Origin of the sequence: Mesorhizobium sp. ISC11 (genome assembly GCF_037162595.1) — a bacterium.
GTDB classification, from domain to species: Bacteria; Pseudomonadota; Alphaproteobacteria; order Rhizobiales; family Rhizobiaceae; genus Mesorhizobium; species Mesorhizobium ciceri.
Map to the genome: position 1 here is coordinate 4,076,381 of NZ_JAVSPW010000001.1, position 13,754 is coordinate 4,090,134.

The 13,754-nt window shown below is 64.5% G+C and carries 11 protein-coding genes; 5 read left to right on the plus strand and 6 right to left on the minus strand.

Annotated elements, in window-relative coordinates:
- Positions 1 to 167 precede the first annotated feature (167 nt).
- The 3 genes from RPF88_RS19825 (at position 168) to RPF88_RS19835 (ending at position 5,337) form a co-directional block, all read left to right on the plus strand.
- On the plus strand, positions 168 to 2,342 hold the full coding sequence (locus tag RPF88_RS19825) for a dehydrogenase E1 component subunit alpha/beta (RefSeq protein WP_337123035.1): 2,175 nt from the start codon (positions 168 to 170) through the stop codon (positions 2,340 to 2,342).
- Between the two features lie 83 nt (positions 2,343 to 2,425).
- A complete protein-coding gene (locus RPF88_RS19830) occupies positions 2,426 to 3,988 on the plus strand; it encodes an ABC transporter substrate-binding protein (RefSeq protein WP_337123894.1) in 1,563 nt (520 codons plus the stop codon).
- A 119-nt stretch (positions 3,989 to 4,107) separates the two neighbouring features.
- Positions 4,108 to 5,337 carry an aminotransferase class III-fold pyridoxal phosphate-dependent enzyme gene (locus RPF88_RS19835; protein WP_082827525.1) on the plus strand — a complete coding sequence of 410 codons (1,230 nt, stop codon included), beginning with the start codon at positions 4,108 to 4,110 and terminating at the stop codon, positions 5,335 to 5,337.
- Positions 5,338 to 5,370: 33 nt separating this feature from the next.
- Here RPF88_RS19835 and RPF88_RS19840 read toward each other — a convergent pair whose 3' ends face one another.
- Positions 5,371 to 6,108, minus strand: a complete 738-nt coding sequence (locus tag RPF88_RS19840) for a GntR family transcriptional regulator (RefSeq protein ID WP_013528131.1) — start codon at positions 6,106 to 6,108, stop codon at positions 5,371 to 5,373.
- Positions 6,109 to 6,239: 131 nt separating this feature from the next.
- On the opposite strand from RPF88_RS19840, the gene otnK reads away from it, so the two are divergent.
- Positions 6,240 to 7,592 carry a 3-oxo-tetronate kinase gene (otnK, locus tag RPF88_RS19845; RefSeq protein WP_050596412.1) on the plus strand — a complete coding sequence of 451 codons (1,353 nt, stop codon included), beginning with the start codon at positions 6,240 to 6,242 and terminating at the stop codon, positions 7,590 to 7,592.
- Positions 7,592 to 8,230, plus strand: a complete 639-nt coding sequence (locus RPF88_RS19850) for a class II aldolase/adducin family protein (RefSeq protein ID WP_027164251.1) — start codon at positions 7,592 to 7,594, stop codon at positions 8,228 to 8,230. The genes otnK and RPF88_RS19850 overlap by 1 nt, the downstream gene beginning before the upstream one ends.
- A 163-nt stretch (positions 8,231 to 8,393) precedes the next feature.
- Here RPF88_RS19850 and RPF88_RS19855 read toward each other — a convergent pair whose 3' ends face one another.
- From RPF88_RS19855 to RPF88_RS19875, 5 genes are read right to left on the minus strand one after another with little or no spacing between them, the layout of a single operon-like run.
- Complete coding sequence (locus RPF88_RS19855) at positions 8,394 to 9,665, minus strand: CaiB/BaiF CoA transferase family protein (RefSeq protein WP_013528134.1); 1,272 nt, start codon at positions 9,663 to 9,665, stop codon at positions 8,394 to 8,396.
- Positions 9,666 to 9,700: 35 nt separating this feature from the next.
- Entirely contained in the window at positions 9,701 to 10,732 is a 1,032-nt protein-coding gene (locus RPF88_RS19860) for an ABC transporter ATP-binding protein (RefSeq protein ID WP_027164250.1), read from the minus strand.
- Positions 10,729 to 11,805 carry an ABC transporter ATP-binding protein gene (locus RPF88_RS19865; RefSeq protein WP_084015553.1) on the minus strand — a complete coding sequence of 359 codons (1,077 nt, stop codon included), beginning with the start codon at positions 11,803 to 11,805 and terminating at the stop codon, positions 10,729 to 10,731. The genes RPF88_RS19860 and RPF88_RS19865 overlap by 4 nt, the downstream gene beginning before the upstream one ends.
- A 3-nt stretch (positions 11,806 to 11,808) precedes the next feature.
- Positions 11,809 to 12,651 carry an ABC transporter permease gene (locus RPF88_RS19870; protein WP_084652799.1) on the minus strand — a complete coding sequence of 281 codons (843 nt, stop codon included), beginning with the start codon at positions 12,649 to 12,651 and terminating at the stop codon, positions 11,809 to 11,811.
- Complete coding sequence (locus RPF88_RS19875) at positions 12,651 to 13,664, minus strand: ABC transporter permease (RefSeq protein ID WP_027164248.1); 1,014 nt, start codon at positions 13,662 to 13,664, stop codon at positions 12,651 to 12,653. The genes RPF88_RS19870 and RPF88_RS19875 overlap by 1 nt, the downstream gene beginning before the upstream one ends.
- Positions 13,665 to 13,754 lie beyond the last annotated feature (90 nt).

Sequence of the window (13,754 nt, forward strand, 5' to 3'; positions counted from 1 at the left end):
CTTGCGGAACGCCGCCGTCCCGGCTTAGTCTCGGCTTCGCAAAGAAAATGAAATTTAATTCCATTTGTGCAATGCCCGCAAGCCAGTGCAGTGCCCAGGAAAAATGCCCACTGCAATCGACTGAGAAAATATTTGATATATCATCTACCAGAACGGAAATAGCTGACATGGTCCAGCAGACATCGATCCAGCCATCGGCGCCCTGGTTGCGGCTCGACGTCGACAATTCGGACTGGAACGACGCCGAGGTTTCGAGCCTGGTGCGCTGGTATCAGCAGATGCTGCTCATCCGCCGTTTCGAGGAAAAAGTGCTCGATCTCGCCAATGCCGGGCTGGTGCATGGTCCGGCGCATGCCAGCATCGGACAAGAGGCGACGGCGGTCGGCGCCATGTCCGTGCTCGGTACGGGCGACCGCATCAACGGCACCCACCGCGCCCATCACCAGGTCTTGGCCAAGCTTGTCAACGCGCAGACGCCCGGCGGATTCGACCCGTTGCATGACGCTTTCAACCCGGACATGCAGGGCTCGGTGCGCGGCTTGATGGCCGAGATCATGGGCCTCAAGTCAGGCTATTGCGGCGGCCGTGGCGGCTCGATGCATATGCGCGACGATGCCTCCGGCATCCCTGGCACCAGCGCGATCATTGGCGGCAACCTGCCGCATGCGGCCGGCTATGCGCTGGCCGACAAGCTGCTCGGTACCGGCAACATCTCGGTCGCTTTCTTCGGCGACGGCACGATGATGGCGGGGCCGGCCTATGAGGCGATGAACATCGCCGCGCTCTACCGGCTGCCGGTGATCTTTTTCGCCGAAAACAATCTCTATGCCGTCTCGACGCACATCAACGAACAGACGCGCGAGACGCGGCTGGCCTCGCGCGGACCTATGCTCGGCTTTCGCGGCATCGAATGCGACGGCATGGATGTGGTGGCGGTCCACCATGCCATGCGCGAGGCGCGCCGGGCGATCGAGGAAGACGGTGGCCCGGTGCTGGTCGAGGCGCTTTGCTACCGCTTCCTGCATCAGAGCGGCGCGCGCCCGGGTAGCGAATTCGGCTACCGCACGCGGGCCGAGGAAGACGCCTGGAAAGCGCGCGATCCGCTGGTCACGATGGCGGCTCGCCTGAAGACGATGGGCATTTTGAACGCTTCCGACCTCGGCACACTCGACCAGCGCGTCATGGAGGTGGTCAACACCGCTGCCGATTCGCTCACCGAAATGAGTGGCAACGCGCTGCGCATTCCCGACCATCTGTGGCCGGACCCAGGCGGCGTCGACAATCAGATACGCGGTGATCTTTCCGAACTGAAGGGCGAGCGTTTCCTCGAGATCGAGGATATGCCGCCAGCCGACACCAGGCCGGTCAAGTTCATGGTTGCCGCGTCCGAGGTGATTGCGCGCGCCATGGAAAAGGATTCGCGCATCATTATCATGGGCGAGGATGTGCACCGGCTGCGCGGCGGCGTTTCGGGCGCCACAAAGGGTGCGCTGGAACGCTGGCCGGAGCGTGTACTGGCAATGCCCATCGCCGAGAACGGTTTTGTCGGCGTGGCGCTGGGTGCAGCGCTTTGCGGCCTGCGGCCGATCGTCGAGATCATGTTCGGCGATTTCTGCCTGGTTGCCGCCGACCAGCTGTTCAACGCGGTCAGCAAGGTGCGCCACATGTTCGGCGGCGGCTTCGCGGTGCCGATCGTGGTCCGGGTCCGCGTCTCGCCGCACACCGGCTACGGCTCGCAGCATTCGGGCGATCCGTCCGGCCTGTTCGCGCTGTTTCCCGGCTGGCGCATCGTCGCCCCGACGACGCCCTTCGACTATATCGGCCTGATGAATTCGGCGCTGAAATGCGACGATCCGGTCGTCGTCATCGAGCATGTCGAACTGTTCCCGAGCGAAGGGCCTGTGCCTGCGGATGACCGCGATTATTGCGTGCGACTCGGCAAGGCGAAAACCGTCAGGCCGGGCAGTGCCTGCACCTTGCTCACCAGTGCCAGCATGGTCGCCGTCGCCAAGCAGGTGGTCGAGGAGACCGGCGTCGATGCCGAGATCATCGACCTGCGCAGCCTCGACCCGACCGGGCTCGACTGGCCGCTGGTGGAGGCCTCGATCCGCAAGACCAACCGGGTGGCCGTCGTCGAGCAGGTGCAGCGTGGACTGTCGCTTGGCGGACGGCTGACACAAGAGATTCAGGATCGCGTGTTCGACTATCTCGATCACGAGATCCTGCATGTGACGGGAAGCCTCTCGGCTCCCGTCGTATCGGCCCCGCTCAACCGCGCCGCACTGGGCGGCGCTGATAAGCTCAAGGCCGCGCTTCAATCCCTCATTGCCGTGGGTGGATAGAGCAACGCATTGCCACTCTGACAAGAAAATGGGAGAATGAAATGGACATGACAATCCTACCAAGAGCCAAGACCAGGGCGACGATGCTGGCGGCCGTGCTGCTGGCCACCAGCGCCTTCTGGGCGCCTGCCACCTTCGCGCAGGACAGCAAGCCGCTGGTCATCGCGCGTAACATCGACCTCAATTCGCTCGATCCGCACCGCGCCTTCTGCGACACCTGCCAGATCTACAATTCCAGCGTCTACGAATCGCTGCTGACGCTGGACAAGGACAACAAGCTGATCCCGCTGCTCGCCTCGAAGTGGGAAGGCAATGCCGACCAGAGCAGCTTCACCTTCACGCTCGACCCGGCCGCCAAATTCTCGGACGGTTCGCCTGTCGAAGCCAAGGACGTCAAATGGTCCTGGGAGCGGCTGAAGAACCTCAAGGGCAGCGCCTCGTTCCTGATGGACAATGTCGCCTCGATCGAGACTCCGGACGCGCATACGGTCGTCGTCAAGATGGTCGCGCCGAGCTCCGAATTCCTCAACATCGCGGCGGCGCCCTACGCAGCGGTCGTCAACAGCAAGGTTGCTTCCGAAGCCGGCGCCAAGGCCGATGCGGACGCCTCGACGACAGACAATGCCGAGGCCTGGTTCCTGGCCCATTCGGCCGGCAGCGCGCCGTTCGTGCTGAAATCCTATGAGCCCAATTCGGAACTGCGGCTGGCGCGCAACGACAAGTACTGGCGCACGGCGCCGGCGCTGAGCGAAGTCGTCATACGCCAGACCAAGGATGCGGTGGCGCAGGCGCAGATGCTGCAGAGCGGCACCGCCGATATCGCCATGCAGATCGACCCGGACACGGCCAAGACGATGACCGGCAGCGACGTCAAGATCGAGACCGTGCCGTCCTACAACTTCATCTATGTGGCGCTGTCGCCCGGCGCCAAGACCAACAAGGTGCCGCTGACGCCCGAAGTGCGCGAGGCCATTTCGCTCGGTCTCGACCGTCCTGCTATCCTCGACTTCACCATCGGCTCCGAGGGTCAGCTGATCAGCGCGCCGATCCCGCTCGGCTTCCCCGGCGGTTCGGGCTTCGAGGCGCAGCCCTATGACGTTGCCAAGGCAAAGGAACTTCTGGCCAAGGCCGGACACGCCGACGGCTTCGAGATGGAGGCGGCGTTCCCCGGCATGAACGTCTACGGCGTCGATCTCTCGCTCTTGATGCAGAAGGTCCAGCAGGATCTGGCCAAGATCAACATCAAGCTCGACCTGCAGCCGATCCCCTTCGCCAATTGGCGCGAGCGCGTCAATGGCGACGGCATCCCGATGACGGCGGTGTTCTACGCGCCGGACTATTACGGCACCTCGCAATACATCGACTATTTCGCCATGACGAAGGGCAGCCCTTGGTCGCGCCGTGCCGGCGCGGAGCGCGACCCGTCGGTGCTCAACCCGAAGGAAGCGGATATCTACAAGGCAGCCCTTGCGGCAAGCGGCGACGAGGCCTCCAAGCTGTGGCACCAGGCCGGCGAGGAGATGATCAAGGACAGGATCATCCTGCCGCTGATCAGCCCGAACCTGATCCTGGCCTACAAGTCGGACGTCAAGGGGTTGCGCTACAGCGCCTGCTGCAACCTGCCGCTGGCAGAACTCAGCCACTGAGCAAAACAATACGGGGAGGCGACAGTCGCCTCCCTGTTCTCCATCCCGGAAGGCCAGCAAATCCTGTTCTTCCAACATCACATTCAATATATGATATATCAATGAGCGGAGACCTCGTCATGCCTTCCCTGATCAACTCCAAGGACCAGTTGCTGCGCGAGCGTGCGGCCTCGGTGATTCCGGGCGGCATGTGGGGACACATGGCGACGCGCTATCTCGGCTCCGCCTATCCACAATTCTTCGAACGCGCCGACGGCTGCCGGGTCTGGGACATCGACGGGCACGAATACATCGACCTGATGTGCAGTTGGGGGCCCAACATTCTCGGCCACCATCATCAAGCAGTCGAAGAGGCTGCCGCCCGGCAGCGTCGCCTCGGTGATGCAATGAACGGCCCCGGCGAGGTATTGGTCGAACTGGCCGAGCTGCTGGTCAAGACGGTCGCGCATGCCGACTGGGCAATGCTGCAGAAGAACGGCACCGACGCCACCACGGCCTGCGTGACGATCGCGCGCGCCGGCACCGGCCGACGCAAGGTGCTGGTCGCGCGCGGCTCCTATCACGGCGCCGTGCCGTGGTGCACGCCATCGCTGGCCGGCGTCACCGCCGAGGACCGCGCCCATCTGATCCATTTCGACTACAATGACGTCGCCAGCCTCGAAGCGGCCGTCGAGCAGGCCGGCAACGATCTCGCTGCTGTCGTCGTCACTGCCTTCCGGCACGACATCGCCCGCGACCAGGAACTGCCGACCGCCGCCTTCGCCAAACGGGCGCGCGAACTCACCACCGCTGCCGATGCGGCATTGATCGTCGACGATGTGCGCGCCGGCTTCCGCATCGACCTCGCCGGCAGCTGGGAGCCGCTCGGCGTACGGCCGGACCTGTCCGCCTTCTCGAAGGCGATCGCCAATGGCTATCCGCTGGCCGCCATCACAGGCACCGACCGGTTTCGCGAAGCCGCGACAAAGGTCTATGTGACGGGTTCTTTCTGGTACGGCGCCGTCGCAATGGCCGCGGCGATCGCCACCATCAGCACACTGCGCGATACCGACGCCGTCACCCACATGACACAGGCCGGCGACAGGCTGCGCTCAGGCCTCGATGCTGCAGCGAAGAAGCATGGTCTTTCGCTGCGACAGACAGGTCCGGTGTCGATGCCGATGGTGCTGTTCGACGGCGATGCCGAATTCAAGCTGGCCAACGCCTTCTGCTCGGCCGCCTTGCGCGAAGGCGCCTATTTCCATCCCCGGCACAACATGTTCCTGAGTGCTGCGCACACCGCAAAAGATATAGATCTCGCCCTGCAGGCTGCCGATGCGGGCATGGCCGCCGCGGCGCAGGTGGCGTGACCGGCGCCAATGCGGTGGAGAGGAACAAACTGTTCAGCCGGTGGCCGACACCAGTCGGCCGTTCTGCGCAGCGCGGCGCAGTTCCTCCGGCGTGACCGCGCCGTCGTTCAGCCGTTCGAGAACCTTGACCAGCAGGCGGCCGCCTTCGATCATGTCCTGCTGAATGCCCTTGCGCACACCGTTCTCGTCGCGCGCCCGCAGCGCTTCAAGAATGTCGAGATGCCGGTGGCGGCCGTCATAGGTCGGCCGAGCGTGCGGGTACTGGTAGTTCACCAGCGGTCCGTTGCGCAGCCAGATTCCCTCGATGATGGCCAGCAGCTCCGGCATTTGCGCCGCCTGGTAGATCGAGTGATGGAATTCCCAATTGTCGCGGACGGCTTCGAACCAGCGGCCATTGTCCTCGTTGGCAATGAGTTTCTCATGCACCGCCGCCAGACGGTCGATCTCGCGCGGCTCGATGCGCGTCGTTGCCGCGGCACCCGCCATGCCTTCGAGATGCAGCCTGATGCTGCGCAGTTCCAGATACTGAGCCAGCGACAGCTGGGCGACGGTGATCGAACGGCCGGCCTCCATCTCCAGGCCTTTTTCGCGCACCAACTGCATCAGCGCCTCGCGCACCGGCGTCTCAGACACCTGAAGGCTGGCGGCAAGGTCGCGGATCTTGAAGCGATGGCCCGGCCAGAAACGGCCTTCCATCATGGCACGGCGAAGCTCCTCATAGACACGCGTCGTCAGATTGTCGCGCGCGATCGGCGCGATAGAAGCAGTCACATCCGCTCTCCGTTCTTGCAACAGCGCAGGCGTCGCCTGCGTCGCGTGGCTTGTGTATATGATACCACGAATGGCCTGACCACCGACATGAGACAAGCCGCCCCGAAACCGGCAGACATGAGACGGGCCGCATGACCGCGTCGATGCCTTCCTTGCTGTTCGGCGCCATTGCCGACGATCTGACCGGCGGCACCGAGCTGGCGTCGATGCTGGTCGCGCGCGGCATTCCGACGGGATGCACGGTCGGGCTGGACGCGCCGATCCCATCAGGCAATCTTGCCCATGTGATCCTGCTGAAGACCCGCGTCATCGCAGCCAGCGATGCGGTGCGCCAGGTGCTGGAGGCCGCGGACCGGCTGGTCGAAGCTGGCGCGCGGCAGATCTTCTTCAAATATTGCGCCACCTTCGATTCGACGCCCGCGGGCAATATCGGTCCTTGCGCCGAAGCGCTGCTCGAGCGCCTTGGCGGCGGCGTCACACTGTTCGCCCCTGCGCTGTGTGAGACTGGGCGCACCGTCTATCAGGGGCATATGTTCGGCGGTCCCCAGCTGCTTGCTGAGTCGCCCAAGCGCTTCGATCCGCTGACGCCGATGACCGATTCCAATCTGGTTCGCGTGCTGCAGGCGCAGAGCAGGGGCAAGGTCGGGCTGGTGCCCTATCTCGTCGTCGACGCCGGCGCTGGAGCCATCCGAAGCGCTATACGAGCACACAGCGCGCGTGGCGAGACGCTGCTGGTCACCGACACCATCCGCGAGCGCGATCTGGCGGCGATCGCGGAAGCCACCTTCGACCTGCCGCTGATGACCGGTAATTCCTCAGTCGCCGCGCATCTGCCACCGGCCTGGCTCACGCATGGGCTGCTGGATTCAGGCGATCTCGTTGCCGCCAGCCTGCCGGCCGTCGAAGGGCCGGCAGCGGTGCTGGCCGGCAGCGTCGCCGACCGCACCATCGAACAGCTCGAGCGTTTTGCGCAAAACAATCCACTGCTGACGATTGACCTTGCCAGCGCCTTTGCCGGCGCCGATGTCATGGCCGAAGCGCGTACCTTCGCCCAACGGCATTTGCCCGGCGCGATGATCGCCATTGCTACGACAGCGCCGCAAGCGACCGTCGAAGCGCTGCAGCAGGCGCATGGCCGCGATATGGTGGCGGCAAGGGCGGAAGAGATCCTGGCCGGGATTGCCCAGATTCTGGTGCGCGAACTCGGCGTCCGCCGGCTCGTCGTCGCCGGCGGCGAGACCGCCGGTTCGGTGGTGAAGGCGCTCGGCATCGACCGGATCGCCATGGGCGCCTATGAGGGCCCCGGACTGTCGCGCGCCATCGCTCACCTCCCCGGCCGGCCCTCCGATCCGCTGGCGCTGATGCTGAAATCGGGAAAGCTCGGCGGCCCCGATATCTTCACCGACGTTCTGCAAGACATGACACGGCCGAGCACTATTGCGCCGGCGATCGACACATGGCCACCGGCAAGGAGAGCATCGTGATGGAACTCGAAATCGAACGCACGAGCCTGATCACCGCGACGCAGACGCTGGACGCCAGCGGGATGAATGTCGGCACCACCGGAAACATCAGCGTGCGCACGACAGGCGGCATGCTGATCACGCCGACGGGAATAGCCACAAGCGCCTTGCGGCCGGAGCAGATGGTGGCGATGCAGCTCGATGGATCCTGGGACGGTGCGTTCCGGCCGTCGAGCGAATGGGAGATGCACGCCGAGATCTACAAGGCGTTTCCCGAGGCCGGCGCCGTCGTGCATGCCCATCCCGACCATTGCGTGGCGCTGTCGTGCCTGCGTGAACCGCTGCCGCTGTTCCACTACATGGTGGCGGGCTTCGGCGGCGATGATGTGCGCTGCTCGGACTATGCGCTTTTCGCGTCAAGCGAACTGGCCAAGGTTGCCGTCGTCGCGCTCAAGGACCGCACGGCTTGCCTGCTCGCCAATCATGGCATGATCGCCTTCGGCGGCGATCTCGACACGGCGCTCATCCGCACCATCAAGCTGGAAACCCTGGCGCGGCAGTACCTTTTGGCGCGCAGCGCCGGCACGCCGGTGCTCATCGAGGGCAGCGAGATCCCCGCCATTCGCGGGCGCTACAAGAATTACGGCCAGCAGAAGTAGCCGGCCGAGCAATTCCAGAAAAGGTGAAGCGGTTTCCCGGGAAAAGCGCATAGCGCTTTCTCCAGGGGATTGCGCCAAAACAAGGAACGGCTCTTCGCCCTCTTGAAGAACCATTCAGTCGACCTGCAAATGCGAGACGAAGGCCCGTCAGGCTCCATGAAGATCAGGCGGGGATCGGTTCGGCGGCCGGCGTATAGACGCCGATGGCGCCGGTGCCGATCAGCTGGTCGATGATCTCGGCGCTATAGCCGAGCACGTCGGCCAGCACGGCAGCTGTGTCCTGGCCCAGCATCGGCGGCGCGGTGAAGTCCGCGGTCAGCTGCGCGGCAAGTCCCTGCGCCGGGCGCACCATGGCGACGGAGCCGAGATGCGGATGCGGCAAGGTCTGGACGAGGCCACGCTCGCGCACATTGGAACTGTCGAAGACTTCCGGTATCGATTTTACCGTGCCGGCCGGGACGCTGGCGGCGGCACAGGTGGCCATCCAGTGGTCACGTGGCTTGGTCTTGAAGACGGCGGCTAGTTGCGGGATCAGCGCCTCACGGTTGGTGGCGCGCGCCCCTGCTTTGATGAAGCGCGCATCCCCAGCCAGATGTGGCAGATCAACGACCTTCTCGCACAGCGCCGCGAACTGGCGGTCATTGCCGACCGCCAGCGCAAAGCTGCCATCGGAGGCTTCGAATATCTGATAGGGAACGACCGTCGGATGGGCATTGCCGTAGCGGGCGACCTCTTGGCCGGTGTTAAGGTAACCGCTGCCGACATTGATCAGCAGGCTGAGCGCGCAGTCGATCAGCGACAGGTCGAGGAACTGGCCCTTGCCGGTCGTCGCGCGCTCGTAAAGCGCCGCCAGGATCGACTGCGTGGCGACCATGCCGCAGACGATGTCGGTTATGGCGACGCCGACGCGCATCGGCTCGCCATTGCTCTCGCCGGTGATGGCCATCAGGCCGCTTTCGGCCTGCATGACGAAATCATAGCCGGGCCGTCCGGCATCGGGTCCGGTCTGGCCGTAGCCGGAGATCGAACAGTAGATCAGGCGCGGGTTTGACGCGCTCAGCTCCTTGAACCCGACGCCGAGCCTATCGGCGGTACCTGAGCGGAAATTCTCGACGACGATGTCGGCCTTCGCCGCCAGCTCGCGCACGATCGCCAGCCCCTGCGGGCTTTTCATGTCGAGCGCGATGCTCTGCTTGCCGCGATTGGCGCAGAGATAGTAGGTCGAGACACCCTTGTAGCTCGGCACCGACCACGCCCTGGTGTCGTCGCCGCCGTCGATGTTCTCGATCTTCCAGATCTCGGCGCCGAGATCGGCAAGGCTCATCGTTGCCCACGGCCCGGCCAGCACACGCGAGAGATCGAGAACCTTGATGCCTTCGAGCGGCAAGCGCGCGGGTTCTGCCGTACCGGCATTCGCGGAATGGTCCTCAGTCACGATCAAAATTCCTTCGGGTGAATTCGGCAAGCCACTCAGACAGCCCTGAAAGTGTTGACCGGCTCCGGGAAATGGCAGGCGACCCGATGCGAACCACCGGCCGGATCGAGCGGCGGTTCGACGGCAGCGCAGATCGCCTGCGCCTTGAAGCAGCGCGTGCGGAAGCGGCAGCCGGATGGCGGGTTGAGCGGGCTCGGCACATCGCCGCTCAGCACGATGCGCTCGCGCTTGCGCTCCTTCTCGGGATTGGCGAGCGGCACCGCCGACAGCAGCGCCTGGGTGTAGGGATGCAGCGCCCTCGAATAGAGTTCGGCCGCCGGCGCGATCTCGACGATCTTGCCGAGATACATCACCGCCACCTGATGCGAGATGTGGCGCACGACGGACAGATCATGCGCGATGAACAGATAGGAGGTGCCGAAGGATTGCTGGATGTCCTTGAGCAAATTGAGCACGCCGGCCTGCACCGAAACGTCGAGGGCCGAAACCGGCTCGTCGAGGATCACCACTTGCGGATTGAGTGCCAGCGCGCGGGCGATGACGACACGCTGGCGCTGGCCGCCGGACAGTTCGTGCGGATAGCGCTTGCCATGCTCGGGATTGAGCCGCACCAGTTCGAGCAATTCGGCGACGCGCGCGCGGCGGTCGGCCGCCGACATGTCGCTCATGCGCAGCGGCTCGGCGATGTTGTCGGCAATGCGCATGCGCGGATGCAGCGACCCGTAGGGATCCTGGAAGACGAGCTGGATGTAGCGCCGCATCAGGCGCATGTCTTCGTGATTGAGCGCGAGCAGGTTCTGGCCACGGAACCAGCTTTCGCCGCTGGTCGGCTCGATCAGCCGCATCAGGCAGCGCCCGAGGGTCGACTTGCCGCAACCGGATTCACCGACCAGACCCAGCGTTTCGCCTGGTGCTACATCGAACGAGACATCGGCGACCGCACGGACATGGGCAACGGCACGGTCGAAGACGAGGCCGCCGCGAACCGGAAAGTCCTTGACGAGATGGCGAACAGAAAGCGCAGCCGCCGGTTTGGTTTCCGCCTGGAGTTGCTCCGCTGCGCTCATGGGGCCACGTCTCCACTGTCCAGGCTCGCCGCCGCCAGCACAGCACTGTGGAAGGGCGGCAAGGTCGTCGCGAAATGACAGGCCGAGAACCGGCCGCCGACATCGTGCAAAGGCGGGTCCTCGGTCCGGCAGCGTGCCGCGGCATAGATGCAGCGCGGATGGAAGGCGCAGCCGCCCGGCAAGCGCCCAAGTGCGGGCGGCGAACCGTCGATCGAGAACAGCCGCTCGCGGCTTTCCTCGAGGTTGGGGATCGAGGCGATCAGGCCACGCGTGTAAGGATGGCGCGGATCGGCGAACAGCTCGGATACGCCTGCCTGTTCGACGACACGGCCGGAATAGACGACCGCGACGCGGTCGGCATGGCCGGCGACGACGCCGAGATCATGGGTGATCAGCACCAGGCCGAGGCCGAGCCGTTCCTGCAGCGAGCGCAGCACGGCCAGGATCTGTGCCTGCACCGTGACATCGAGCGCCGTGGTCGGTTCGTCGGCAATCAACAGGTCAGGATCGTTGGCGACGGCCATGGCGATAACCGCGCGTTGGCGCATGCCGCCGGAGAATTCATGCGGATACTGGTTGACCCGGCGCTCCGGCTGCGGGATCGCCACCAGATGGAGCAATTCGACCGCGCGCGTCATCGCCTGTTTGCGTGTCACGCGCTGATGCAGCCTGACCGCCTCGGCAATCTGGGCGCCGACGGTCATCACCGGATTGAGCGAGGACAGCGGGTCCTGAAAAATCATGGCGATGCGCGCGCCCCTGATCTTGCGCATCTCGCGCGCCGGTTTGCCGACCAGTTCGTCGCCGTTGAAGCGGACCGAGCCGGTGACCACCGCGTTCTTTGACGTGAGGCCGAGCGCGGCGAGCATGCCGACGGACTTGCCCGAGCCGGACTCACCGACAATGCCGACCACTTCGCCCTTGGCGACGTCGAGGTCGATCCCGCGAACCGCTTCGAACTGACTGCCGGCCTTGCGGAATCCGACCCGCAGACCGCGTATGGACAGCAGCGGCTCGCGCTCGCCCACCTTGTCGACTGCGCCCGGTGGCGCTGAGGAAATCTGTGCGCTCATCGCCTAGTCCGACCTTGGATCGAGAATGTCGCGCAAGCCGTCGCCTATGAAGTTAAAGCCGAGCACGATGGTGAGGATGGCGACGCCGGGACCGAAGGCGATCCACCATTGATAGAAATGAACGGCGCCATCGGAGATCATCGAGCCCCATTCGGGTGTCGGCGGCGTGGCGCCGAGGCCGATGAAGCTGAGCGACGCGGCAAGCAGCACGACCTGGCCGAGATCCATGGTTGCGCTGATCAGCACCGGGGTCCAGCAAAGCGGCAATATGTGCGTGAACAGCACGCGCCGCGGCCTGGCGCCGGCGGCGATTGCCGCCTCGACATGCTCGCGCTCCTTCACCTCCAATACCTGCGCCCGCATCAGCCGGGCGTAGACGGGCCACCAGACGAGCACCATGGCTATGGCGGCATTGCCGAGGCCTGGTCCGAGCGACGCCGCGACGGCCATGGCCAGCAGCATCGGCGGAAAGGACAGAGTGACGTCGACAAGCCGCATGATCGCCGCGCCGGTCAATCCGCCGACGAAGCCGGAAATGGCGCCGAGCAGCGAGCCTATGATCACTGCAGAGACGACGACCAGAACCGCGATCGGCAGCGAATGCGCGGCCCCGTGCAGAGTGCGGGCCAGCACATCGCGGCCGAGTGCGTCGGTACCCAGCCAATGCGCCCAGCTTGGCGCCTGAAGCCGGCGTGCGACCATTTCGAGCGGATCGAACTGCACGACCAGGTTGGCGAATGCGGTCATGAACAGCCAGAACAGGATGACGACCGTGCCGACGGCCAATGGCGCGGTCAGCCATTCGGGAACCGTCGAGGAGCGGGATTTGGTGACGACGACCGCCATCAGCTCAACCTCACGCGCGGATTGGCCACCACGTAGAGGATGTCAGTGATGAGGTTGGTGACCAGGAAGGCGAGACCACCGACGATGGTGACGCCGATGATCGCCGGGAAATCGAGCGCACGCGCTGCCTCCACGGCGTAGGATCCCATGCCCGGCCAGGAGAAGATGGTTTCGGTCAGCACCGCGCCGGTGATCAGATAGGCGAAGGAATAGCCGATGACGGTCAGGGTCGGCACCATGGTGTTGCGCAGCGCATGGACGATGACGACGCGGAACTCGCTCGCCCCCTTGGCGCGCGCGGTGAGCACGAACTCGCGGCTCATCACATCAAGCATGTTGGCGCGCACCAGCCGCGATATGGTGCCCGAAACCGTCCAGCCGAGGACGAAGGCCGGCAGAAGCAGGTGCCAGAGCGCGTCCTTGAAGACGGTCCAGTCGCCAGCCAGAAGCGAATCGATGGTCAGGAAGCCGGTGATGCCGGGCGGCAATGCCAAGCGGGCATCGACCCTGCCCGGCCCCGGCAGCCAGTTCAGCATGACGGAGAAGATGAACAACAGGCCGAGCCCCGACCAGAACACCGGCAGCGAAGAGCCGAACAAGGCGAACAGCCGCGCGCCATGGTCGATCAGGCTGTTGCGGAAATAGGCGGCCAGCACACCAAGCACGATGCCGAGCGTGGTGCCGAAGATCATCGCGGCGAAAACCAGTTCGAGCGTTGCCGGCAAGCGGTAGAGAATGTCGGTGCCGACATTGCGCTTGGTGATGAACGAGGTGCCAAGATCGCCGCTCAGCAGATTACCAAGATATATCATATAGCGTTCCGGCAAAGGACGATCGAGACCCCAACGCGTCTTGGCGGCGGCCACCACTTCGGGGTTGCTCATCTGCTGTTCGGCGACAATCGCGGTCAGCGGATCCCCCTTGGTCACCGTGGTGATCAGGAAGGCGATGGTGACGATGCCGAGCACCAGAAACGGCATTGCGATAAGCCGGCGCAAAATATAGCGAGACACGTGGCTACCTTCACAAGGAGGGGCTTCGTAAGATGGCACAAGGCGCTGGGACATGCCATCGACGGAAACATATTGACAGCCCGCGAAAGC